Raw genomic sequence first — 25,018 nt, 5'->3', positions numbered from 1 at the left:
GGGAAGAATGCCTCATCGCGCTTTAGCGTGAGCAAGGTATACGATAGGATACCTTACATCGAACACTGTTTTCGACACTAAAACACGACATTTAACGTATTAATACTCCCCCTCTGCCATTTTGCACCAGCGCCGCAGGCATTGCGCACTAAGGAGACCGGCATGACGGGACGCCTACACGTACAGCGCCTATCGCTCGCCCGCCTTGCGCCAGATCTGAAGAGCACCGAGCCACTTATTGAGTCGCCCAATTTAGCGCCTCGTCAGCCTGTGTCCGCCCTCCGCCTTGAGCAAGGGCGCTTAACGCACACCCCTCTTTTTTGGGGGCTGACGCCGCCGTGGCTCAAAGTGCTCGACCATGCCCCCCACTGCGCGCGAGCGGAAACCTTGGGCAAACGGGCCATGTTTCACGAGGCCTTCAGCGCTCGGCGCTGCGTGATTCCGGTCAGCGGCTTTTACGTCTGGAAGCCCCAGGCCCGCAGCAAACAGCCGTTTCTGGTCACCCAGGTGAACCGTGCGCCCCTACTGCTCGGCGCGCTATGGTGCCGTTATCACACCACGTTAACTACTTTTACCGACTCGACGGCACTGATCAGCGTGCCCGCCAACGCCTGCCTGTCGTCCCTCACCGACCGCTTGCCGGTGGTCATACCACCAGAGGCGCTGATGCGCTGGTTAGACCCAAGTACCGACCTAGACACGCTAACACCGCTATTGATGCCCGCACCGTTGGAACTGTTGGGCGCTTTTCCGGTATCAAAGCATGTTAATAACCCTGCCTACCAGTCACCCTCTTGCGCGCACCCGATTGGGCCAATGCTGCGCTGGACCGTGTCACAGGAGCTGTAATGTTGCGACCTACCGATGTTACCCCGCCCCGCCTTGCAGCGCGGCGAGCCATTCTGGGCCTAACCCTCAGCCTGCTATGGGTCTCTGCCCCCGGCGCATGGGCAGAAGAGAACCCAGTGGCGGATGTCATCACCCCCAAGGTGAGCCCGTTTGATGACCGCGACTACCGCGTTTTAACCCTAGAGAACGGCCTGCAGGCGCTGCTGGTCAGCGACCCCGATGCCGACAAAGCTGCCGCCTCCATGAACGTGCGGGTCGGTAGCGCCCAGGACCCGGACGACCTCCAAGGGCTGGCGCACTTTTTGGAGCATATGCTGTTCTTGGGCACCGAGCCTTACCCGCAGTCGGATGCCTACCAGCGCTATATTTCCGATAACGCTGGCTCTCATAACGCCTTTACGGCCCAGCAGGACACCAACTACTTCTTCGATATTGAGCCATCCGCACTGCCCGGCGCCCTGGACCGCTTTAGCGAGTTCTTCCTTTCGCCACTGTTTAACGCCGACCATTTGGAGAGCGAGCGCAACATCGTTCACTCCGAGTACATGGCGCGCATCCGTGATGAATCCCGGCGTGAAAACGATGTGTTGAATCAACTGCTGAATCCAGACAACCCCACCACGGGCTTTGCAGTGGGCAGCCGCGATACCCTGGCCGACCCGGACGGCGAGGCGACACTGCGCGAGCGGGTAATCGACTTCTACCAACGCCATTACGATGCCAACGTGATGAACTTGGCGGTGGTCGCCCCCCAGCCATTGGACGAGCTGGAAGCGCTAGTGGTGGAACGCTTTGCCGACATTCCCGATCACGACCTCAGCGCCCCCACCATTGACGAGCCGCTGGTAGACCCGGACACGCTGCCGCGCTATATCGAGCGCCAGTCGCTGCAGGACCGCCGGCAGCTGCGCTTCTACTTCCCCATTCCAGATCCCACCGATGAGTATCGCACCAAGCCTACCCAGCTCATCGCACATTTGCTGGGTGACGAAGGCGACGGCAGCTTGCTGTCGGTACTGCGTAAGGCAGGCTTGGCCGACGCGCTCTCGGCGGGCGTGGGCCGTGGCGATGGCAATCAGGCGCTGTTTACCATTTCCATCAGCCTCACCCCGGCGGGTGCCGAGCGGCTGGAGGATATCGAGGCCACGCTATTTGCCGCCATTGAGCAGATCCGTGAAGAAAGCCTGGCCGAATGGCGCTACGAAGAGCAGCAAAGCCTCAACGAGCAGGCGTTTCGCTTTCAGCAGCACGGTGCGCCCCAACAAGAGGCAACCCGTTTAGCGATGAGCCTCTCCCGCTATCCGGTAGAGGATGTTCAGTATGCGGCTTACCGCATGGACGGTATGGATAGCGAGCGCCAGCAGCGCTACCTAGATGCGCTAACGCCTGACAACATGCTGCGCTTCTACTCCGCGCCGGATGTGGAGAGCGAAACCGTATCGCCGTGGTTTAACACCCAATGGAAAGAGCAGCCGCCCACCGAAACAGGGCAGATGCTGAGCGGCTTGGCTCTGCCAGAGCCCAACCCCTTTATCGCCAATGATTTAACCCTTCAGGCAGGCCAGGATGAGCAGCCCTCCACGCTGATCGAGACGCCTACCTTCACCGCCTGGCATATGCAGGACAGCCGTTTCAATACGCCCAGCGTAGAGTGGCGGGTTAGCCTGCAGCACCCCAGCGCCAGCCACTCTGCCGAAGAAGCAGTGCTCACTCGCCTATTGGCAGGCTGGCTCAACGACAGTCTCAATGAGTCACTCTATCCCGCCTGGATTGCCGGGCAGTCGTTTAGCGCCTACGCCCACGCCCGTGGTATCACACTCTCTTTCTCCGGCTGGCGTGATGGCCAAACACCGCTGATTGAGCAGGTGATTGACCAGCTCCAACAGGCGAATATCTCTTCCGATGCGTTTGAGCGGGTGCGTTATCAGCTACAGCGGGAGTGGCGCAATGCCCCTCAATCGTCGCTTACCGGCCAAGCGAGCCGTGCGCTAGGTGAGGCGCTGCTGTCACCGCAGTGGTCTACCGAGGAGCTACTGAAAGCGAGCCAACGGCTTGAGAAGCACCACCTGGAAAACTTCCGCCGGCGCTTCTTGAACGGCCTTTATATTGATGCCATGGCGGTGGGCAACTTGAACGCTGAACAGGCGCGGGAACAAGCCAGTCTGGTGCGTGGCGCATTAACGCCCCGCCTAACACGGGACGATATCCCACCGCTACAACCGCTGGTAGTGAGCGAGGAGCCTGCCGTACTGCATCCACACAGCACCCGTGAAGAGTCGCTGGTGTTACGCTACCTGCAGGGGCGCGATACCAGCATTGAGGAGCAGGCCCGCGTGAGCGTGCTGGCCCAGTGGCTGGATACACCGTTTTATCAGCAGTTACGCACCGAAGAGCAGCTTGGCTATATCGTCAATGCGGGCTATTCGCCGCTGCTGGAAGCCCCTGGCATCGGCCTGATTGTGCAGTCGCCGGATACAAACAGCGACACCATTGCCGAACGCATAGATGCCTTTATGGAAGCCGCAGAAGCACGCCTTCAGACGCTGAGTGATGAAGAGCTGGCTGCCCACCGCCAAGCGGTTCACGACCGCCTGCGCCAGCGGCATACCAGCCTGCAGAGCATGGCCAACCGCTACTGGCAAGCCACTGCGCTGGATGAGGTACGCTTCGACCGCCGCGAGCAGATCGCTGAGCGAGCGTTGGATGTCAGCGTTGAAGAGCTACAGGCGCTTTGGCCTGCGCTACTTTCACACCGGCTAGATATCCGCTTCAACCCCGGCGACTCGCCCAGCGATATCGCTGCCTACCGCGAGGCGCGCACGCCGTTCGACGCGCGCTAGCCCCTCGCCAGCTCAGGCGTCAAACGCCTGGGCTGGCATCATGGATTCAACGTACATCACCAACTCTTCAAGTATCCGGCGATCGTGATCCGTAAGGGATTGCTGGTTATAGCGCTCGATTTCCCGCGCAAACGCCTTGAGGGTAAAGCCCGATAGCGCCGGATCATTCATCCGCATCCAGCGAAACGCCTCCCACTGCTCACGCTCCTCGCCCTCTAAGGTCTCGGGGTAGCTGCGGGCGCGGAAACGGAACAGCATCTCTTCCAGGCGGGGGTCTTGAAAGGCGAAACGCTGGCCCACTAAGTCCCAGGGGTCCATAGCCAGCACCCGCTCCATCTGCTGGCGGTCGGCAGCGGAGAAAAAGCTGCCGGAGTAGAGCATTAAATCGGGGTCTTGGGGCGACTCCTCATAGCCGCCGCTAAACACCTCCGCCACCTTCTGCGCCACGCCGCTGGCCTCGCGCAGTGTTTTCCAGTGCTGACGGCAGGCGGCGATATCAATACCCAGCCGCTCCACAATTACGCCGTACTCCCCCTTGCGCTCGCCCTCGACATCTTTTAACACCGTGGCCGGAAAAAGCACTGGGCAGCGGTTGATATGAATGACTTTGAGCGGAATGCGCGCTTCCCCTTCTGAGAGATCCTGCTGGCTGACAAACACTCGCTCCCGAATCTGCTCGGCGCTTAGCGAGAGCAAATCGCCCGGTTCAACGCTCAAATCGTAAACAATGACGCCATTTGGATTAGTGGGGTGCTCCGCCAACGGCATCACCAAGGCGCTGCAGCCACGGCTTGCCGGATAGCGGCGGGAAATATGCAGCAGCGGCTTGGCACTGGGCAAATCTAGCTGCTTGGCCACAGCCCGCTTGCCGCGCAGGCCCAGCAGGTAATCGAACAGTTTAGGGTTGCGCGTTTTTAACAGCCGCGCCAGGGCGATGGTGGCGCGCACATCTGCCACCGCGTCGTGGGCGCCCTCATGGGCAATGCCATTCGCGGCGGTGAGGTGTTCCAGTTTAAAGCTGGGAGCACCATCTTCCCGCAATGGCCACTCAATACCTTCGGGGCGCAGCGCATAAAATGCCCGCACCACGTCAATCAAGTCCCAGCGGGAGTTGCCGTTTTGCCACTCGCGGGCATAGGGGTCGAGCAGATTGCGGTAAAACAGATGGCGGGAGACTTCATCATCAAAACGCAGGCTGTTATAACCCGCCACGCAGGTGCCGGGTTCGCTCATGGCGCTTTGTACCTGGCGTGCAAACTCGGCTTCCGGCAGCCCTTTACGCTGCGCTTTTTGGGGGGTAATACCGGTAATAAGACAGGCCGCCGGATGCGGCAAGTAGTCATCGGCAGGCTTGCAGTAAAGCTCAATAGGGTCGCCGATTTCATTAAGGTCGGCGTCGGTGCGTAATGCAGCAAACTGAGCGGGCCGATCGCGACGTGGATCGGCACCAAAAGTCTCATAATCGTGCCAGAGAAAACTGGCAGGGGCGGCATTTGGTGGCGCCATGGATGCAAACTCCCTTGAGCGTGACAGCCCACCCACGCGCCGGTGCAGCCTTCGCTGGATGGGAATAAAAGCTCAAGACTAGCACACCCGCGACGCTTCCCGCCGCCCCTCCGAGAACCCGCTAACGGTTAGCTTTTAGGCAGCGTCACGTTAAGCTCCAGCACCGAGCAGTTATCTTCGCTATCCAGCGAAATTTGAATGGCGTCGTCATCGACATGCACATAACGACGGATCACTTCGAGCAGTTCGCGCTCAAGCAGCGGCATGTAGTCAGGCTGACCACGTTGGCTACGCTGATGCGCCACGATGATTTGTAACCGTTCTTTGGCCACCGAGGCGGATTTCTTGCGCTCACGCTTCAAGAACTCCAGCAGTTTCATCGACGACTACTCCCAAACATCCGGCTCAGCAAACCCTTACGCTGCATTTCATGGAAGCGCAGCGGCATCTCTTCCCCTAGCAGGCGTGAAACGGTATCCGTGTAGGCTTGGCCTGCATCGCTTGAGGCATCGTGGGTAACCGGTACCCCCTGGTTAGAGGCGCGCAGCACCGCTTCTGATTCGGGAATCAGGCCGAGCAGGTCGATCGCGAGAATCTCACGGATATCGTCCAGGGTCAGCATATCACCTGATGTCACCCGGGCCGGGTTATAGCGGGTAATCAACAGGTGCTCTTTCACTGGCTCCGAGCCCTGCTCGGCACGCTGGGTTTTCGAGCCAAGCAACCCTAAAATACGGTCGGAATCGCGCACGGAGGAGACTTCTGGGTTGGTCACCACAATCGCTTCATCCGCATAGTACATGGCCAACTGTGCGCCGCGCTCAATCCCTGCGGGGGAGTCGCATAAGATGTAGTCGAAATCCCCCCTTAACTGCTCAAGGATCTTTTCAACGCCCTCTTGGGTTAGCGCGTCTTTATCCCGGGTTTGCGAGGCAGGAAGAATAAATAGGTTTTCGACACGCTTATCACGAATAAGCGCCTGATTAAGGCCAGCCTCACCTTGAATCACGTTTACTAGGTCGTAAACCACCCGACGCTCGCAGCCCATGATTAGGTCCAGGTTACGCAGGCCCACATCGAAATCAATGACAACCGTTTTTTTGCCGCGCAGTGCGAGACCTGTCGAAATCGCCGCAGCGCTGGTGGTTTTACCGACCCCACCTTTACCTGAGGTCACAACAATAATTTTGGCCAAGAGTCACTTCCTTCTTGAAGTCGTTCATCGCGAGCACGATAACGTTGCGCTACGCGCATAACGGGAACATCAATGTCATCAAAACAGCACACTGTAATAGATAGCGGCCGTGGCGTCGCTAGGCATGAAGTACTAACCCTCTCAGTCAAGCGGCTTAACCCAACGGCTTAATTTCCAGCTGCTCTCTTATAAAATGAACTTCCACAGCGCGCCCCAATAACTGTGAATCAATATCTTCCAACCGCTTATAGTTACCCGCCACGGATAAAAGCTCGGCTTCCAGCTCACGGCAATAAATACCTGCATCGGTATTGCCGTGAATACCTGCCAGGGCGCGCCCGCGCAGCGCACCATAAACATGAATGCTGCCTGCGGCTAGCACTTCAGCACCAGCATTGACCGCGCCAATCACAATGAGATCGCTCCCCCCGGCGCTAACCTGTTGCCCAGAGCGCACCGTTCCCCGATAAAGCCGCGTTGTGACGATGCCCGGTGAGGCTGGCTCGCTCTCCTCTTCCTCAGGCTCTACCAACGGTGCTACGCTTCCTAGCGCGCGTGCCCGCCCCTCTTCCACCGGTGCGAACCAACCAAGACCCAATGCCCATGCCGATTGGCGAATAGGTTCGGCACCGCCGCGCACGGCCACCGGTAGCAGCTTATGGTCACGGCATACGGCACAAATACGCTCTAACGCCAGGTGCGGTTCATCGAGTTTTTCCACGCTAAGCACAACGGGTGTATGCTGAAAGAACGCGGGAGATTGCGACAGTTTGCCAGCAAGCTGCCGCCGGATACGCTCCGGATCAGCGCTCGTTAACTCCATGACGGTCATCGGCAGCATGCCACCCTTGAAGTTAAAGGCTACGTCGGCACTGTTGGCGTTGAGGCTCATGGCCGAACTCCATGTCATGTTCAGGTAAGATAAGGGTAGCGCAATCTCGCGCTTTGCGTTGTGACTCGCTAGAAAACTCACAGCGCTACGGCAAAGCTAAGCGACAGCGACGAGGACTGCAACCGCCTGCTCATCGATGTCTGATTTTTTTCACTTTACGCACCTCTTAGCAGGATGATCCATGCACGGACTGTTACGACGCCTGTTCGCTCCTCGGTGGCAACACCCCGATCCCGAGGTGCGCCTCAAGGCACTTTATCAGCTTGACCCTCAACAATCAGAGCAGCGCGAGGCCCTCCACACCCTCGCCCAAGATAGCGATAGCGCCATCCAACTGGCGGCACTGCTTGCTCTTGACGATCTTAACGGCCTATTAGCCGGCTACGAACAGCGTGGCCAGGACGAGGCGTGGTTCAACGCAATTTGCCAGCGGCTCACCGGCGCTGAAGGCCATACTGACCTTCAGCAGCGCCAAGCCTGCGTAGCCACCCTCACCGACCAACGCTTGCTCAATGCCGTCGCCATGCAGGGGGACAACCTAGGGCTGCGGCTTACCGCGCTTGAACAGCTTGGCGATGAAGAGGAGCTTGTCCAGCAGGCGTGTCATAACAGCGTAGCCGCCGTTCGTCACCAAGCGGCAGAGCGTATCAGTAGTGAAGAGAACCTCAAGCGGTTGTTGAAAGAAGCGCGTCGTGACCGTCAGGTAGTTCGCTTTGCCAAAGAGAAACTGACCCAGCTACGCAACGACGCTGAGTGGCTGGCAGAGCAGCAGGCTCAGCGGGAGCACCTACTCACCCAGCTGGAGCAGCACGCCCGCGCCCCCTGGGAACCGCTTTATGGTGGGCGCTTCCGCCATTTAGAGCGGGAGTGGCAACACCTTAGCCACCCACCCAGCGTTAGCCAGGAACAACGCTTCCACCAAGCCGTACTGAGCTGCCGTAAAACGCTTCACGACCACGAAACCCAAGAACAGGCGCGCCAACAGAGCCTTGCCCGCCGCGCCGAAGCAGAGCGCACCCGCGACCAGCTGCTGGAAGGGTTAGAGGAAACGCTAGAAGGGCTGACCCACGCCATCGAACTCACCATGCAGGATATCGATAGCCTGAGCGCCCAACGCCAATTACTAGGCCAGCGCTGGCAGTCGCTGTCGGACCTCCACCCACCCAATGAGGCGACCCAGCAGCGTTACAGCCAAGCATTAAAGCGCTATGAGCAGAGCATGGAGGCGTGGCAGCGCTGGCAAGCAGTGAGTCCTCAAGTAGAGCAAGCGCTAGCAGCCAACGATCACGCTGCACTGGCTGAACACATCACCCAATGCCGCTGGCCAAACACGCTGACACCGCCGGCCCTGCTAGCCCAAGCGCAAAAACAGCTGGCGGCAAAGAGCACGCAAAACGCACAGCCTAGCCCATCGCTGAGCGCACTGGATGGCGAGCTAGATAATTTTGAGCACCTGCTAGAGCGCGGGGCGTTTAAAAGCGCCAGCCGCTTGCACCAGCGCTTAAAGCCAGCCATTGAGGCGTTAACCGGCGATGATGCCAAGCCGCTAAAAAGCCGCTTAAAGCACCTGGGCGCTCGGCTTGCCGAGCTGCGCGACTGGCGCGGCTTTGTAGCAGGGCCAAAGCGTGAGCAGCTATGTGCCAGTATTGAAGCATTGGCGGATGACCAGCACATGGCAGACTCTGCCCTTGACCGGCACCACCGCCAACTTGTTAAAGAGTGGAAAGCACTGGGCGATGCGGCGGCGAACCGTGAGCAGTCGGCACGTTTTCGGGCGGCGTCTGACCGCATCCACGAGCGTCTAGCGCCGTGGCGTGCCCAGCTTGATGAGGAGCGCGATGCCAACCTGCGCGGTCGCGAGGCCTTATGCGAGCAGCTTGAAACTCTGCTGGCCCAACCCGCAGAAGATGCCGACCCCGATGTCCTGCGTGAGATCCGTGACAAGGCGCGCCACCAGTGGCGCCACTACTCGCCGGTTCCCCGGGAGCACGCCGAAGCCATTGGCCGCCGCTTTGGAGCGATTCGCCATCGCCTGCAGGCGCTGATCGATCAGCGCGCAGAACAGATCGCCGCGCAAAAGCGTGAGTTAATCGAGCAAGTGCAGGCACTACAAAACGATACTGAGCACCCGCTGGCGGCGCGTATTACGCGCACCAAGCAGCTACAGCAGCAGTGGCGCTCGCTAGGTCGCGCCCCCAAAGGGGATGAACAGGCGCTATGGAAGACTTTCCGCAGCGCTTGCGACCAGCTGTTTGCCCAGCGCGATGCCCACAAACATGAGCAAGCCGCCCGCCAGCAGCAAACGCTGGACCAGCTCCAGGCGATTATTGATGAGATGGATAGCTGGCAACCCGCCCACGCCGAAGAGGCGGAGCAGCTAGATACCTACCTGGCCAGCATTCACCAGCTAGAACCGCTGCCCCGCAACCGGCGTAGCGAAGGGATGCAGCGCCGCCTTGGCGGCATTGTGCGCGCCAAACGGGAGCGCCTAAGCCGACTAGAGCTTGCCGGCATTGTGCGGCAGTGGCATACCCTCCTGCCGCTGGTGAATGCGCACTTACATGCCGACCAGCAAGCGCTCAACGGCGAAGGTGCTCAGCCAGTCGAGGCCACCCAGGAGATAGCCTCTGAACTGCCTGCCGGCTTTCGCGAGGCGCACCAGCAGCGCAACGATGCCCGTCTTTCCACCACGCCGCCGCTCTCCAGCGAGCAGCAGAGTGAACTGGAAGAGCAGCTGGCGCGCTTGCGGGTTCACCTGTCACTGCTTGCACTGGGCAGTGTCAAACAGCGCGATGAACCGCTGCGGCTCGCCATTCAAGTGGAGCGGTTGAATAGCGGCCTTCATACCGAGCGGAGCAAAGCGGATGAATTGCGCGAGGTGCTGGTGGCACTGCTGGCACTCGGCCCCATGCCGAATGCCCTATGGCAGCAAGAGGTGGATGAGTTAGATAGCCTACTAGGCCGCCTAGCCCGCCCACCTCAGCCATAACTTGACGCCTGAATAGGGCACGTGGCGCACAAAGCAAACGGGAGGCGATGAGCCTCCCGTTTGCATGTCTCTCTTGGAAAAGCAGTGGAATTAACCTGCGGGCTTAGCCCATAAACTGGCCACCATTAATGTCAATGTTAGCCCCAGTGATAAAGCCAGACTCTTTGTCAGCCAGGAACGTCACCAGACGGCCAATCTCCTCTGGCGTACCGTAGCGTTTTACCGGAATCGTTTCGCGGATCGCTTCACGAACCTGCTCCGGAATTTTCATAATCATATCGGTCGCAATATAGCCGGGAGAGACCGTATTGACGGTAATACCCTTCGTGGCCGTCTCTTGCGCCAGCGACATGGTCAGCCCGTGCATCCCTGCCTTGGCGGCCGCATAGTTCACCTGCCCAAATTGGCCTTTACGACCGTTGATGGATGAGATGTTAATAATCCGCCCGTAGCCATTTTCTAGCATCATCTCAATGACACTACGGCAGGTGTTGAAGACACTATTCAAGTTAGTATCAATCACTTGATACCACTGCTCATAGGTCATCTTTTTCATGGTGCCATCGCGAGTAATGCCTGCGCAGTTGACCAGCACACTGATCGGCCCATGTTTTTCATGGATTTCGCGGGCGCCTTCGATACAGGCGTTGTGGTCGGATAAATCAACACCGGATAGCGCGATGTTGTTATAGCCGTCGGCTTGCTGGGTTTCCAGCCAGGTTTTGGCCTTGTCGGGGTTATGATACCCCGCCACTACCAAATAACCCGCATCTGCCAACGAACGACAAATTGCCGTTCCGATTCCACCAGTTCCACCAGTTACCCAGGCGACGGGGGCTTGATTGGCCATTGACTACCTCCCTGATAAGACAAATGGCTTGGACCTTATGCATCGTTATGGCGTCGCAAGCCACTCTGAATAAGCGCTTTCGCACCTCTTTCACTTTCAGCACGCCGCTCGTTTTGTTGAGCGACCCACCGACAGTAAGCTTTTTGTTATACCGATTGAAAGCATAGCTTTACTCTCTCAATGTTGCAGCACGATGAAGATGACTACCAGCAAGAAAGCGATTTGCATGAAGGGTTGACTTAGCGGCAAAAGTGCGTAGAATACGCCACACGTTGATGCGGGGTGGAGCAGTCTGGTAGCTCGTCGGGCTCATAACCCGAAGGTCATCGGTTCAAATCCGGTCCCCGCTACCAATATTTTGAAAGGCAGATCAGTTACTTACTGATCTGCCTTTTTTGTGTTTGTTTGTTGGCTAACTTCCTGTGACACATCTGTGACGTATATGTGACACATTGGCTTTTTTCTCTTCCTCAGAAATTTTCCCCTACGACCTTCAGGCAACCGACTGCCCTATCGCTTTGTGCTTGTTTATTTTTCCTGGTCGTCATCAAATTCGAGCAAATCTCCTACCCCGCAGTTGAACAATTTGCATAGCTTATCCAGCGCGTCCAACTCAATGCGCTGATGGTGATAGCTAAATTAAGAAAATGGTTGGTAATGCGGGAAAATGTGTAACGACACACCACTTTTAAGCCCCAAAGCAGGCGGACACTGTGCTGCCAGCTTATCGATTTCACTCACGGTCCCAATCAGCTGACGTATGTCATAGCAGGGGAAGAGCTGAAGTGTTGTGATCACGTTGATGCCTTGTATTAATCAACCAATAACAACATGAGAACGTGATGAATCACTCAATGTCAGCGCACTCCGAGCGGCGTAGCCCTCCCAATATACCCAAACCGACGGAGAACTCTTGGGTGAGTAACCTATTTAGCCCCTTGAGCGATACCTTAACGGCTCGCCACCATAGTCGCGATTTTGTTTATGCTCACGGCCATTATCTGCGCAGCCGAGTGTTGGCCGTCGGGTTGATTTTCTTGCTGCTCTCTCCGCTGTGGCTATTGATTGATGCGGTGATGCTGCCTAACACCGTGCATCGCTACACCATGCCTGGGCGTGTGGTAATGATGCTTGGTTTTGCGGCGGTCATTTGGTGGGCTTGGCGCCATGAAGAGAATATCCGGCGCATACGCTTTAGTGCCGGGGCGTTGCTGTCACTGCCAGCGCTATTTTACGCGTTAGTGCTGATCGTATTGCCTAGCGGTGATGAAGCCGGGTTGGCCGGCTACGGATTTATCCCTTTCTTGCTTGTCGCTGTGTTGAGCGTGTTCCCGTTCACGCTTTTGGAGTCGTTCCTGGCGGGGGTCATGTTGCAGGTGTTGCTGGTCTTTGCCCATCAGGTAAACGGTATCTGGATGACGCCAGAAGCCATTGAGGCACAGTGGCTTCTGGCGTCGCTGCTGGTCATATCCTTAACGGCCAATCATTTCCAGCTGAGCTTATTGATGCGCCTATACCGACAAGCAACACATGATGCTTTAACGGGCCTGTTAAATCGTGGTGCGTTGGAGCGGCGGATGTCCGAGATCGAGCGAGAGAGGCTACGTACTGGCAAGCCGGTGCCGTATGCCCTGTTGATGTTAGACATTGACCACTTTAAGCGCGTTAACGACACCCACGGCCATTCCGTAGGCGATAAGGTATTACGTGAGTTTGCACGTCTTATCGCCTTGCAGGTTCGCGCCGGCGATTTTGTGGCGCGCTTTGGCGGCGAGGAGTTTGTGGTTGTGCTTATGGGAGTGGACGCCAACAAAGCGGCGGCAGTGGCCGAACGTATTCGCCATGCGGTGGAAGAAGCGACTCTGTTTGATCACGATGGGAACCCAGTGCCCGTTACCACCAGTATTGGCGTTGCCGGCCCTGATGAGGCATTAAGCAATGAGACCGCTATAAAGGTTGCCGATGATCGTCTTTATAAGGCAAAAGAAGCTGGGCGTAATCGTGTATGCAAAGCGTAACCGCTCACCTCTCTTCCGGTGCATAGGCAACAGCATCGGTCAGCCGCCGGTTTCGCGTACTGCGATATGACCGGTAGTATACGTTCCGGCAATAAAAGCCCTGAAGACGCTGCCATTACAGTGGCCTTCAGGGCTTTTAGTTCAGGGCTTTTAATGAGTTGACAGAGAGCAACGGCGAAGCGGCTCTCAGGCGGTTTTACTCAACATCAAGCAAATAGCCATAAAATGCTGTATTGCGCTGCCAGCCTAGCGATTCATATAAGCGCTGGGCGCGCTCGTTTTCAACCTGCGTCATTAATATCAAACGCGCTACGCCATGATCACGGGCCAGTTGGGTCGCGGCTTCCATAAGTGCACGTCCAACCCCTTTCTCACGGCACTCTGGCTGCACAAAGAGGTCGTTTAACGTCCAGCGTGAATTTAAGCCTACGGTAGAGACTCCCGGGTAAAGCTGAACAAACCCCGTTAACGCCCCGTCACTGTTTTCGCTCACCAAAATGCGTGAATCTGCTTGCCCAAAGCGCTGGCGTAGAAAAGCATGCGCAGCTTGAATATCACTAGGCTGCTGATAAAACTGCCGATAACCGTCTAGTAGCTCGGTTAAGGCATCGAGGTCATGAATCGTGGCAGAGCGGATCTGGGTCATACACTATCTCCCTAGTTCGTGCGGTGACACGCCGTGGCAATGTAGTGAAGCGTATACGCCGCATATTGCCTGACGGTTTTCTTTTAGAGCAGTGTATCGTCTTTTGAACGCCCTTTGTCCTACACCAATTATCTCCGTGACCTGCTCGCCACTAAGCCACGCCAAACGCCAGTAGACGGCGCACAGCGCCACGCTCTTCGTCTAATGCTAACTAGCCACTTTCGCCAATACACTGTAGCCTCACAGCTTTTTTAAGCAATAGAGGAATTTCCTATGACTTGCACTCGTTGCTTTGGCACCGCTTCTATCAGTGGCGTGCTGCTCTCGTCCGTGCTTTTGAGTGCCCCCACCTTCGCTCAAGATGATGCTGACACCGTTCGCTTTGCCGTGCCCGCTTGGCCCGGAGTAACTGTCAAAACAGCGCTAACAGCACAGCTATTAGAAGCGCTGGGTTACGAAGTTCGTAAGCAAGAGCTTGGGTCTACCATTACCTATGAGGCTATGAATCAGGGCGAAATCGACGCCTTTATGGCGGCATGGCTCCCCGCACAAAATGGTATGTACGAAACGGCGATGGAGCGCGGTACGATCGTAGATTTGGGCAACAATGTTGACGGTGCGCGGTTAGGCTTCGCCGTTCCGGCCTATGCCTATGAGGCAGGTTTCACGTCCGCCGAGCAGTTCACCAATGACGCATTTGCCGAGCGAGTTAACCGTACTATTTACTCCATTGAAGTCGGCTCCGGCATGAGTGATTTGCTCAACGCCGCCGTCGAAGACAATGTCTATGGCCTGAGTGAATGGAAGCTCTCCGAAACCTCGACGCCCGGTATGTTAAGTGCCGCTGCGGATGCCATGAGCCGTAATGAGTGGGTTGTGTTTGCTGGCTGGACCCCTCACTGGATGAACATCGAATACGATATTGAATATCTTGACGATCCCGAGAACATCTGGGGCGAAGGGGGTGGCCGAAGCGATGTAAAAACGTTGGTAACCACCGAGTTTTCTGAGGAGAACCCCAACGCTACGCGCCTATTGGATCAAATTACCTTTACTGCCGATGATCAAAGCGCAATGATTTACGGTTTTAGCTATGAGGAGCGCGAGCCGGAACAAGTGGCGCTTGAGTGGATGCGTGACAATACTGAGCGTGTCCAAGCATTTCTTAATGGTGTCACCACGCGCAACGGCGAGCCAGGCTGGCAAGCGGTAGAGCAAACGCTGAAACTCGAAAAAGATGAGAGCTGATTAACAAAGATGGTATGCGCCCGCTATTAGGCGCGATCTTAAAAGTAGCGCATACCATCAACAACGGCAAAATGCGTTATTCAAAATCGCGGCTCCTTTGCTGAATCATAAAACACAAAGAAAGGAAGCATAAGCGCGTCCCATCATACACCTCGGCTCCTGAGGGCTTACATCCCCAGCCCCTCACCACACCGGCATTATTATGGTGTTTATGCCTCGGTGACATCATTGCCTTGAAAATGCGTACCTTTTCAGATTCTGTCTTCAGAGTTGCAACAAGCCTTTTATAATAACCCAGTCGTCTCATAGCCTTCTGAAATATATGACTAAAGAGATACTGATTTAGAACAATAGATGAGGCGAGAGCTGAAATTGAAGCGTGGCGAGACCGTTACAATCACACTCTCCCCACCGCCCACTCAATGACTTGCCGCTCACTGAGCATGCTCAAAGAGCGGCATAAGATGGAGAACTTCATTAAGCAAGTATACTAAAAAAGCAAACTAAGCCCGATAGGCATCGAAGCAAGCGTACCCTTCAACGCCAGCGATAAAGAAGATAAATAAAGAACGGCGCTCCTATTCCGGCAACGAAAATTCCCGCTGGTAGGTCACGGGGTAAGAAGGCAAGCCGGCCTATCAAGTCGGCATACAGCAAGATCAAGGCACCAATTAATGCGCTCGCCGGCACCAGGGCGGTATGGCCGCGCGCCAGCAGGCGGCGTGCGATGTGCGGGGCGATCAGGCCGATAAAGCTCAGCCCACCAGCAAAGGCGACCGCCGCACCGGAGAGAGCCACGGCCAGCAGCAATAGGGAGAGTCGCGTGACCGATATGGAGGTTCCCAGTCCCAGGGCCAGATCGTCGCCTAGTGCCAGAGCATCCAGCCGCCGCGCTAAACCGAGTGCCAGAGGGAGCCCCACCAATGCCCAGGGGGCAAGCCATAGGACCTCATTCCACTGAGCTGCATAAAGGCTACCGGTCAACCAAACATAGGCCTGCATCGCCAGCGCATCGGTACTTAGCACCAGCACTAGCGTCGTCGCCGCTCCCAGGGCAGCGGCAATACCGATGCCGGTCAGCACTAGTCGCGTTGGCGGCATGCCGCGTCCGGCAAGTGCGAGGATGCCAAAGGCTACCAGCAGCGCGCCAAGTAATGCCGCCAGCGGCAGCAAGCCCTCTCCCAGGGCTGCCCCACCCAGCGCCAAGAAGCATACCGCCGACAGTGAGGCGCCGCCGGTGATGCCGATCACGTCCGGCGAGGCTAGAGGATTGCGCACCAACCCCTGCAATAGGAGCCCGGCCACCCCCAGGCAGGCGCCGACGAGAATCGCCAACAACACCCGCGGCAAGCGAACCTCGTGCACAATCAGGGCAATGTCGCTGCGACCAGGAAACAGCAATGCCTCCAGCACCTCGGTCGGCGTCGTGGCCTGGCTGCCCAGGCTCAGTGATGCCAGAGTACTGCCCGCGAGCACGAGGGCCAGCAGCAGGATCACCGTCAGTGTACGGCGATCGATACGCAGCGACACGCGGCCATTGGCGGTGCGCAAGACAAGAGGCAGTGTCATGGGGCCAGGCTCCGGCGTCGGGCGAGATAGAGGAAGAAGGGCGTGCCGAGCAGTGCCGTCATGACGCCTACCGGGACTTCCTGGGGCGGCATCAAAAAGCGCGCCAGAGTATCGGCGATCAACAGTAGCGCCGCGCCCAGCAGGGCGCAGCCGGGCAGCACCCAGCGATGATCCCGGCCATAAAGGGCGCGAACCATATGCGGCACGATCAAACCCACAAAACCGATCATACCGGCCACCGCCACCGAGCCGCCGGCCAGCATGATAACGACGGCCCCGGCCAGCAGCTTGACGCGGCCGGTGCGCTGCCCCAGCCCCTTGACCATATCATCATCCAGCGCCAGCAGGTTGAGTTGGCGCACCAGCAGCAGGCAGAGCACAGCGGCGACGGCAAAGAAGGGCAGCAGTGGCGCCAGGATGTCCAGGCTTCGCCCGGCTACCGAGCCGGCAAGCCACAGCAGGAAGTTCTCAAAATTCGACTGATCGATGATCAGTAGCCCCTGCGCCAGGGAGACAAACAGGGCCGTGACCGCCACTCCGGCCAGTACAATCCTCACCGGCGAGAGAGTGCCGCTTCTCTCACGCCCCAGCAGTGCCACCAGCAGCGCCGCCACCAGCGCGCCGAGAAAGGCCACCCAGACCAGCGCCAGAGGGGAGCGCAGGGCAAAGAAGGCGCTAGCCACGACCACGAAGCACATGGCGCCGGCATTGATACCGAGGATGCTCGGCGCCGCCAGGGCATTGCGCGTCAACGTCTGTGTCAGGGCCCCAGCCACCGCCAAGCTGGCACCCACCACGGCGGCAATAGTCGCTCTGGGGAAGCGCTCGGTGAGCAGAATCAGGTGCTCCAGCGAACGCATATCAGGGGCAGTAATGGCTTTTATCAGCGTGGCCGGCTCAATCTCGTTGGCACCCAGCAGAACGCTGGCAAGCGCGGCGATGAGTGTCAGGGCCACTCCCAGCAACAGACCCAGGCTTCGGGAAAAAGAGCTTTTCAGCATGAGCGGGTCTCCTCGGACTGCCGATCAGCCGCCTCAGAATCACTCTCTTTTCTGCCGTTACTTTCCAGCTGATAGTGGGCATAGAGTTCGTCGAGCATGCGATTGGCAGCCGTGATACCGGCGCCCATGTTCCATATCACCGGATCGACGTGATGCACTCTGTCCCCCTTGACCGCACTGAGGTTCTGCCACAGCGGATGCGCGGTCCAGTCGCGGTACTGCTCAGCCACGACTGGGTCGTCGCGCATGAAAACAAAGATCGCATCGGCATCCATGGCCGGGATGTTCTCGCGGCTTACCAACTTGACACCCCAGCTACCCCCCTGATGCGCTTTCGGCTGGAGAAATCCCACCTGGTCGAGAATGTGTCGGGCGAAGCCCTTGTAATAGATACGCACGTGGTCGCCGCGAAAAGAGATCACCGAGACACTCTGTGGCCAAGCATCGCCCAGCCTGGACGCAGCACGGCACTGAAAATCGGCTAGGCGCTCCTCCCAGGCGACGAGCATCGATTTGGCCTCGGCCTCACGGCCTGTGGCCTTGCCCAGCAGTTCGAGCCCAGCTTCGACTTCGTACACATCTCCCACCGCCACTGTCGGCGCAATACGCGAAAGCAATGGGTAAATGTCGGCATGGCGATGGCGAGCGGCGACAATGAGATCAGGAGCGAGCCCCGCGATCGCCTCCAGCTCGGGCTGAGTCTCCAATCCCAGATAACGTACGTCATCAGGCAGGCTGTCGCGCAGATAGTGGTACATGGGCCGCTCCAACCAGGACTCCACCACCCCTACTGGCTCAAGCCCCAGCGCCAGGGCGCTGTCGGTGACACCTTGGTAGAGCGTCACGATGCGTTGCGGCGTGTCTTCAATGCGGGTTTCCCCCAAGGCGTGCTCGACCGTCCGTACAGGCTCGGCCCGAACGACCCAGGGCAGCACCATCAATGCTAGCAAACAGGCAGTGGACCATAGGGCAAAGGGTAACGAACGTATCATGATCGCTTCCTGCTACAGGACAATGGACAGAAGGGCGCAGACAATGCCACACTCGTGCCCACAGATACAAATGATTCTCACTTTTCGAGGTAGCAGCCAGCATGTCTGCCCAGCGCCTGCGGGGGAAGAGCCTCTGCGTCAGCTATGAAGGTCGCCGCCACGTTCTTGACAATGTGGATTTTCAAGTGGCCGAGGGACGTCTCACGATCCTGCTTGGCCCCAACGGCAGTGGAAAGTCCACGCTGCTCAAAACTTTGGCACGCACGCTCGATCCTGAGCGCGGACAGGTGCTGCTTGATGGCAAGGACATCCACCGCACCCCCACCCGCGACGTCGCGCGCAAGCTCGGTATCCTGCCGCAGAGCCCCACTGCCCCAGAGGGGCTGACGGTGCGTGAACTCGTCGGCATGGGGCGCTTTCCTTACCAGCGGCTTTGGCAGCAGTGGTCGCAAGAGGATGAACGCGCGGTAAACGACGCCATGTCCATCGCCCGAGTCACGGAATTCGCCGCCCGGCCCGTTGATGCCCTCTCCGGCGGCCAGCGTCAACGTTGCTGGATCGCGATGGTTCTGGCTCAGGAAACGGAGCTCGTATTGCTCGACGAGCCAACTGCCTTTCTTGACCTGAAAGTGCAGGTTGACCTTCTTGAACTGCTTGTTCAGCTCGCCCACGTTCGTGGGCGCACCCTTCTGGTCGTGCTGCATGACCTGAATCTGGCAGCCGCCTACGCTGACGAGCTGGTAATGATGCGCCAGGGACGCATTGAGCATAGCGGTTCTCCTGAAGCGGTATTCACCGCTGCTCATCTCAAGCAGGTCTTTGATCTTGACGCCAACGTGATTCGCGATCCGCATACCCAAAGGCTGGTCTGCGTTCCCACGCTCACCGGTGCAACACCTTTACTATCGGCTACAACTCCTGTCTCTTCGGCAAGCGTGTCCTTGTCTCCCACATGACCGCTTGATCCCAGCTTCTGCGGCGAGGGGAGCCAGGCCATTGGTGCCCCTTATCTGCATGAAAGCACATCCCAAGCGCTACCTGCTCATCTGGCATAGGGGCTTCGCCACCCGGTGGCGGCTGCTGTATTCCAGCATCAAGTCATCACGGGAAAAATAATACGAATTACTTGCATTTGATATATTGTTTTATTAGTGTCTTGCCTGCTATTCCAGGCAGTACTAAAAACTCATAAAGCTATCCCAAAAGCAAGGAACCTCCATGTCCCAATCCAAGCATCCCCGCGCGGCTTGGCTGCTACCTGCCGTTCTATGCTCTACTTTGCCATCCATGGCTTTCGGTCAATCAGCTACCGATGACACAGCGGCGACCTCCGAAGAGTCCACCTCTCCCCTAGTAGTAACCGCCACGCGCAGCCGCAGCGAAGCAGGGCAGACTCCCCAGAAAATCACCGTCATCAGCCGCGAGCAGATTGAGCAGCAACTGGCCATCACCAGCGACCGCGGTCAGATCCTGAACGCCCTGATTCCCGGCTACTCCCCCAGTCGCCAGAAGCTGACCAATTCAGGTGAGACGTTCCGCGGACGCAGTCCATTGTTCATGGTGGATGGCATCCCCCAGTCCAACCCTCTGCGTGATGGTGCGCGTGACAGCTATACCATTGATCTTGCCATGGTCGAACGCATCGAGGTGATTCACGGCGCCAGCGCCGAGCATGGCCTGGGTGCCACAGGCGGGATCATCAACTTCGTCACCATCGATGCCGAACCAGGTGAAGTCAATCAGCACGTTTCGGCCAGCATCTCCTCGGGTGACGACTTCGAGTCCGAGGGGATCGGGCATAAGCTGGGTTACCATATCAATGGCCAGCGAGGGAACCTAGACTATCTCGCCGCCGTTACACGCCAGGAGCATGGCGTCTTCTTTGACGGAGAAGGCCGGCGTATTGGCGTCGATGGTACTCAGGGTGAGATACAGGACTCCTCAAGCTATGATATCTTCACCAAGCTTGGCTACTGGTTGGACGATAACCAGAACATCGGCTTTTCTTTCAATCGCTTCGAACTGAAAGGCGATGGCGACTACGTTGCTGTCCCAGGCGACCGCGACGCCAGCATTCCCACCACGTCCCGGCGGGGTACCGTGGAAGGCGATCCCCCTTACAACGAATCAACGACCGTCGGCCTGACCTACTCCCATGCTGATTGGTTCGGCAATGAGCTCGATGCCAAGCTTTACCATCAGAGTTTTCGTGGACAGTTCGGGGGTGGCACTTATTCCTCCTTCCAGGATCCGTCCATTGCGCCTGACGGCACGCTCTTCGACCAATCACGCAGCGAATCGGACAAGTATGGCGCCAAGTTGACGCTCAACCGCGATGGATTGCTGGATGACAGGCTGGCGCTGACGACCGGGCTCGACCTGCAGCAGGACGAAACCCAGCAGCTTCTTTCCCAGACTGATCGTGAGTGGGTACCTCCAACCCAGTTTCGCAACGCGGCTGCGTTCCTGCAGGGCGAGTTCAGTCTGACGGATGCCTTGTCAGTGCACTCGGGAGTTCGCCAGGAGTATGCCGAACTCGACGTTGACACTTACCGGACCATTGCTTCAAACAACGGCGGAGTAACTGTCGAAGGCGGTAAACCCAGTTTCGACGAGACGCTCTACAACCTCGGTGCCGTCTACCAAGCCAACGACTGGGCGCAGGTGTTCGCCAATTACTCGGAAGGCTTCGGCATGCCCGATGTGCGCAACCTACGTGATATCGACGAGCCAGGACAAGATGTCGATACACTTTTGGAACTGCAGCCGATCGTCACCGAGAACCGTGAAATCGGCACTCGCCTGAACTGGGAGCGCCTGAGCGTCGAATTGAGCTATTTCGAATCCGACGCCGATTATGGTCAAAGAATGGTGACTAAAGGCGGGACCATCGCCGCCAGTCGCGAGAAAACAGAGATCAGTGGTGTCGAACTGAGCAGTGAAATTCGTGTTACAGACCAGCATCGCGTCGACCTTTCCTATAGCCATGTCGAAGGCAAAACGGATACGGATGACGACGGTCGTGTCGATACGAAGCTGGATGGCATGAATATCCCACCCGATACTTTGCGCGTGGGTTGGGGAGCCACTTGGAACGAGCACCTTTCATCCCATCTGCAAGTAAGCCACTACTTCGATCGCAGCTTCGACGATCCCGAGCTGGAATTCGACGGCTACACCTTGCTCGATGCTTCGCTGGGTTACCGTTTACCAGTGGGAGAGCTCTCATTCGGTATTGAAAACCTGACCGACGAACAGTACATCACCTATTACTCTCAAACAGCTCCGTGGGCAAACAACGACAATTCGCACTTCGCAGGACGTGGTCGCACCTTCACCCTCGGCTACCAGCTCGATTTCTGACCGCCTTGCCTCTCGGGGTCTGGCTTACTGTTTAGCGGCACCCTCGGGTGCCGCTTTTTGTAGAAGAAGCCAACGTTATAGAGGGTGTAATCAGACAGGGTAAAACCTTCCTGGAACGTCTCCCGCTCGCCGCCATACTCGGTGCCCGCGCTCGCGACCCAGGTCGTGCTTGCCCCACAGAGTGGGCCATATGGTGAGGAGTCCTCCCTCCTTGGCCTTACCTACATTTTCGGCAATCTCGTCGTCGGTTACTCTCTTTTTAGCCATGGTGATATCAAATAAAAGAATAGTGCCGTTCTTTGACGTTTTACTGCTTTATTACGAGGATGCCGTTTATACCTACTGATGCACGCTGCATTCTTTTAGCGCATCGGCCAGTAGACGCAATAACTGGTCGTATAACATTGGCCCAAGCGGTAATTCAACGCCCAAAGGGTCGATAACGCCCATAACGGTAGGGGTATCACCAAAGACATTTTCCACCATTCCCGCATTGAATTGGGGCTCACTGAACACGCACTGGATGTCATTTTCCCGCACATGCTGCTGCAGAGCCTCAATACGCGCTGGGCTTGGATCAGAAGCATCGCCAAGCGAAATAGCGCCTTCTGAAGGTACGTTAAAGCGCTGTTCAAAATATTGATAAGCATCGTGAAAGACCACAAAGCGCGGCGCTGGTTGCTCAGCCAACTGGCTTTCCAGTGTCATTTGCAATTCCAGCACATCGGCTTTGGCCTGAGTGGCGTTACTCTGATAGGTCTCGGCATTTTCAGAGTCCATCACGCTTAAACGACGCGCAATGGCATCTAGCCAGAGACGAGCATTTTGTGGGTCTAACCAACCGTGCGGGTCTGCCCCTTCATCATGGTGATCATGGTCATGAGCGTGGTTATGGCTATGGTCGTCATGCGTCCCCATGAGATCAATCGATTGATCACGATAATTCAGCACCTGCGTTTCGTCTAACGCCATCAGCTGTAAATGCTCAGCATCTGACGCTAATGTTGTCAGTGGGCCGGCAAGCCACGGCATCAAGTCATTGCTAACCCACACCACCAGCTCTGCTTCATCCAGCGTTTGTGCTTCTGAAGGACGCAGTGTGTACCCGTGAGGAGAGGCACCCTGCTGCATAAACAACTTGGGCTCTCCGAGCTCTCCCATCACCTTACTGACCAAGGAGTGCACCGGCGGAATGTCTACCGCGACTTTGGGTAAATCGGCCGTGGCCACCAATGGAAATCCCAGCAGGAATGGCCACATTATACGAGTAAGCGTTTTTTTCATTGGGTGATCTCTTTAAAAAGGGGTTTCGGTTGTCTGCCTGATTGGTTTCTTGCCACCAATAAAAAATATGTTATAACATAACAATAAATCAATACGGAGTTTGTCATGTTTTCGCGTCTATCATCAACAGATACGCCTAACTCCTGCGCCTTGTTGACAGACAACGTCCTGCTAAGCATCGATCAGTTAACAGTTAGATTTGGCCAGCAGACGGTGCTGGAAAACATCAACCTGTCGCTAACAGCTGGCCAGATCGTCACTCTTATCGGCCCTAATGGTTCCGGTAAATCCACGCTAGTCAAGGCGCTGATAGGTGCTATCAAACCTTCCTCAGGGCACATCACCTGCTCACGTGACCTGAAGATCGGTTATGTGCCCCAACGTTTGCATCTTGATCCTACTTTCCCAATGACGGTGCATCGTTTTATCAACCTTCCCAAGCGGCATACCCACCGCGACATTGCCGAAGCACTCGCACAGGCAGGAGCCGGACATCTATTGAATGCGGCCATGAATCATCTTTCAGGTGGCCAGCTGCAAAGGGTGCTTTTAGCTCGCGCTCTACTATCACGCCCCTCTCTGTTATTACTGGATGAAGCCACACAGGGGCTAGATCACCGAGGCGTTGCTGAGTTTTACCAGCGTATTGAGCAGATCCGCCAACGCTCTCAGTGTGCAGTACTGATGGTCAGCCACGACTTGCATGTGGTCATGCGCACAGCAGATCACGTGATCTGCCTAAACCAACATGTCTGTTGTGAGGGCCAACCCGAGAAAGTTGCTGCATCGCCGCAGTACCAGGCGCTTTTCGGTGACCAAACAGCTAACACACTGGCTTTTTATCGCCATCAACATGCAACCCCTAACGATAAGGAGAGGCTGCGTCATGCTGGATGACTTTATGTGGCGCGCCGCACTGGCTGGGCTAGGCGTCGGGTTAGCCGCAGCCCCGCTAGGGTGCTTCGTGGTTTGGCGACGGATGGCTTATTTTGGTGATGCCACAGCCCATGCGGCCATTCTAGGGGTGGCCTTGGCCCTGTTGTGGAATCTATCCATTTTCGCCGGTGTGATGGGGGTTGCCCTGCTTATGGCACTTTGTGTGTCAACGTTAAGCGGCAAAGGCTATGCCATGGATACCTTGCTTGGAGTGGTAGCACATTCCGCCCTGGCCATTGGGCTAGTGGCTGTTTCTTTTGTTACCGGCGTGCGCCTCGACCTACATGCTTATCTCTTTGGCGACATTCTGGCCGTGAGCAAAATCGACCTTGCGATTATCTGGTCTGGGGCAGTTTTGGTGATTGGCCTAATATTGTGGCGTTGGCAGGCACTTCTAACCGCAACACTCAACGAAGAACTCGCCTATGCCAGCCACATCAACCCGCGTCGTGAACAGCTGGTATTGACAGTGGCTCTGGCCATTGTCGTGGCGGTCGCCCTCAAGGTGGTCGGCGCACTCTTGATTGCAGCACTATTGATTATCCCAGCCGCTACGGCGCGGCCTTTTAGTCGCACTCCAGAACAGATGGCGCTTATTGCTGCCATCATTGCTATGGCGGCCACTACTGGCGGGCTGCGAGCCGCTTACATGTTGGACACACCAACAGGGCCAACCATCGTTTCTCTGGCCGCTGTGCTGTTTATTTTTGCCATGTTCGTGACCCAAAGTTGGCGTTTTTTGTGCCAACACTTTTCTAAACGCGGCAAATCCTCCTCTGCTGGCATGGACCAATAACACGGTGGGAGGCCTAGCCTAGCTGCATGGGGTCACTGCGTGAC

At 57.0% G+C, this 25,018-nt stretch carries 20 protein-coding genes and 1 tRNA gene; 10 read left to right on the top strand and 11 right to left on the bottom strand.

The features are described from left to right. The first annotated feature begins 162 nt into the window (after positions 1–162). Complete coding sequence (locus LG300_RS01535) at positions 163–849, top strand: SOS response-associated peptidase (RefSeq protein ID WP_404376660.1); 687 nt, start codon at positions 163–165, stop codon at positions 847–849. After that, positions 849–3,689, top strand: a complete 2,841-nt coding sequence (locus LG300_RS01530) for an insulinase family protein (RefSeq protein ID WP_404376659.1) — start codon at positions 849–851, stop codon at positions 3,687–3,689. The genes LG300_RS01535 and LG300_RS01530 overlap by 1 nt, the downstream gene beginning before the upstream one ends. Before the next feature lie 12 nt (positions 3,690–3,701). Here the strand turns inward: LG300_RS01530 and sbcB are convergent, their stop codons facing one another. The 4 genes from sbcB to minC all read right to left on the bottom strand — a co-directional run bounded on the left by sbcB (position 3,702) and on the right by minC (position 7,282). Continuing rightward, positions 3,702–5,195, bottom strand: a complete 1,494-nt coding sequence (gene sbcB / locus LG300_RS01525) for an exodeoxyribonuclease I (protein WP_404376658.1) — start codon at positions 5,193–5,195, stop codon at positions 3,702–3,704. Positions 5,196–5,323: 128 nt separating this feature from the next. Further along, complete coding sequence (gene minE, locus LG300_RS01520) at positions 5,324–5,575, bottom strand: cell division topological specificity factor MinE (RefSeq protein WP_016915987.1); 252 nt, start codon at positions 5,573–5,575, stop codon at positions 5,324–5,326. Then, entirely contained in the window at positions 5,572–6,390 is an 819-nt protein-coding gene (gene minD / locus LG300_RS01515; RefSeq protein ID WP_404376657.1) for a septum site-determining protein MinD, read from the bottom strand. Before minD ends, minE begins: the two co-directional genes overlap by 4 nt. A gap of 154 nt (positions 6,391–6,544) precedes the next feature. Beyond that, entirely contained in the window at positions 6,545–7,282 is a 738-nt protein-coding gene (gene minC / locus LG300_RS01510) for a septum site-determining protein MinC (RefSeq protein WP_404376656.1), read from the bottom strand. A gap of 181 nt (positions 7,283–7,463) precedes the next feature. Between minC and LG300_RS01505 the strand changes: the two genes are divergently transcribed. Continuing rightward, positions 7,464–10,271, top strand: a complete 2,808-nt coding sequence (locus LG300_RS01505) for a DUF349 domain-containing protein (protein ID WP_404376655.1) — start codon at positions 7,464–7,466, stop codon at positions 10,269–10,271. A gap of 103 nt (positions 10,272–10,374) precedes the next feature. Here LG300_RS01505 and phbB read toward each other — a convergent pair whose 3' ends face one another. Further along, positions 10,375–11,121 (bottom strand): acetoacetyl-CoA reductase, encoded by a 747-nt coding sequence (gene phbB, locus LG300_RS01500; RefSeq protein WP_404376654.1) that lies wholly within the window; start codon positions 11,119–11,121, stop codon positions 10,375–10,377. A gap of 276 nt (positions 11,122–11,397) precedes the next feature. Here phbB and LG300_RS01495 point away from each other — a divergent pair. Next, a tRNA-Met gene (locus tag LG300_RS01495) sits at positions 11,398–11,474 on the top strand. A gap of 175 nt (positions 11,475–11,649) precedes the next feature. On the opposite strand, the gene LG300_RS01490 is transcribed toward LG300_RS01495, so the two are convergent. Further along, complete coding sequence (locus LG300_RS01490) at positions 11,650–11,733, bottom strand: helix-turn-helix domain-containing protein (protein ID WP_404377957.1); 84 nt, start codon at positions 11,731–11,733, stop codon at positions 11,650–11,652. Between the two features lie 230 nt (positions 11,734–11,963). Here LG300_RS01490 and LG300_RS01485 point away from each other — a divergent pair, with 230 nt between their 5' ends. Then, a complete protein-coding gene (locus LG300_RS01485; RefSeq protein ID WP_404376653.1) occupies positions 11,964–13,139 on the top strand; it encodes a GGDEF domain-containing protein in 1,176 nt (391 codons plus the stop codon). A gap of 196 nt (positions 13,140–13,335) precedes the next feature. On the opposite strand, the gene LG300_RS01480 is transcribed toward LG300_RS01485, so the two are convergent. Then, positions 13,336–13,785, bottom strand: a complete 450-nt coding sequence (locus tag LG300_RS01480; RefSeq protein WP_404376652.1) for a GNAT family N-acetyltransferase — start codon at positions 13,783–13,785, stop codon at positions 13,336–13,338. A 273-nt stretch (positions 13,786–14,058) separates the two neighbouring features. On the opposite strand from LG300_RS01480, the gene LG300_RS01475 reads away from it, so the two are divergent. Further along, the gene (locus tag LG300_RS01475) at positions 14,059–15,033 is read left to right on the top strand and encodes an ABC transporter substrate-binding protein (protein ID WP_404376651.1); all 975 of its coding nucleotides are present in this window, start codon (positions 14,059–14,061) and stop codon (positions 15,031–15,033) included. Positions 15,034–15,570: 537 nt separating this feature from the next. Here the strand turns inward: LG300_RS01475 and LG300_RS01470 are convergent. The 3 genes from LG300_RS01470 to LG300_RS01460 are packed head-to-tail and all read right to left on the bottom strand — an operon-like array spanning position 15,571 to position 18,595. Then, positions 15,571–16,602 carry a FecCD family ABC transporter permease gene (locus LG300_RS01470; protein ID WP_404376650.1) on the bottom strand — a complete coding sequence of 344 codons (1,032 nt, stop codon included), beginning with the start codon at positions 16,600–16,602 and terminating at the stop codon, positions 15,571–15,573. After that, positions 16,599–17,603: a FecCD family ABC transporter permease gene (locus LG300_RS01465; RefSeq protein ID WP_404376649.1), complete on the bottom strand. Its 1,005-nt coding sequence runs from the start codon at positions 17,601–17,603 to the stop codon at positions 16,599–16,601. Before LG300_RS01465 ends, LG300_RS01470 begins: the two co-directional genes overlap by 4 nt. Next, positions 17,597–18,595: an ABC transporter substrate-binding protein gene (locus LG300_RS01460; RefSeq protein ID WP_404376648.1), complete on the bottom strand. Its 999-nt coding sequence runs from the start codon at positions 18,593–18,595 to the stop codon at positions 17,597–17,599. Before LG300_RS01460 ends, LG300_RS01465 begins: the two co-directional genes overlap by 7 nt. A 101-nt stretch (positions 18,596–18,696) precedes the next feature. Between LG300_RS01460 and LG300_RS01455 the strand changes: the two genes are divergently transcribed. Together LG300_RS01455 and LG300_RS01450 are read left to right on the top strand one after the other, a co-directional pair. Then, on the top strand, positions 18,697–19,551 hold the full coding sequence (locus LG300_RS01455; protein ID WP_404376647.1) for an ABC transporter ATP-binding protein: 855 nt from the start codon (positions 18,697–18,699) through the stop codon (positions 19,549–19,551). Positions 19,552–19,813: 262 nt separating this feature from the next. Next, positions 19,814–21,958, top strand: coding sequence for a TonB-dependent receptor (locus tag LG300_RS01450; RefSeq protein WP_404376646.1), 2,145 nt, complete (start codon positions 19,814–19,816; stop codon positions 21,956–21,958). 339 nt (positions 21,959–22,297) lie between these two features. On the opposite strand, the gene LG300_RS01445 is transcribed toward LG300_RS01450, so the two are convergent. Then, positions 22,298–23,242: a zinc ABC transporter substrate-binding protein gene (locus LG300_RS01445; RefSeq protein WP_404376645.1), complete on the bottom strand. Its 945-nt coding sequence runs from the start codon at positions 23,240–23,242 to the stop codon at positions 22,298–22,300. A gap of 105 nt (positions 23,243–23,347) precedes the next feature. Between LG300_RS01445 and LG300_RS01440 the strand changes: the two genes are divergently transcribed. Both LG300_RS01440 and LG300_RS01435 read left to right on the top strand, forming a co-directional pair. Continuing rightward, positions 23,348–24,139: an ATP-binding cassette domain-containing protein gene (locus LG300_RS01440; RefSeq protein ID WP_404376644.1), complete on the top strand. Its 792-nt coding sequence runs from the start codon at positions 23,348–23,350 to the stop codon at positions 24,137–24,139. Then, positions 24,129–24,974, top strand: a complete 846-nt coding sequence (locus LG300_RS01435; protein ID WP_404376643.1) for a metal ABC transporter permease — start codon at positions 24,129–24,131, stop codon at positions 24,972–24,974. The genes LG300_RS01440 and LG300_RS01435 overlap by 11 nt, the downstream gene beginning before the upstream one ends. Positions 24,975–25,018: the final 44 nt, after the last annotated feature.

Source organism: Vreelandella aquamarina (assembly GCF_044805175.1).
GTDB classification, from domain to species: Bacteria; Pseudomonadota; Gammaproteobacteria; order Pseudomonadales; family Halomonadaceae; genus Vreelandella; species Vreelandella aquamarina_B.
This window is presented reverse-complemented; position numbering and strand designations above follow the sequence as displayed.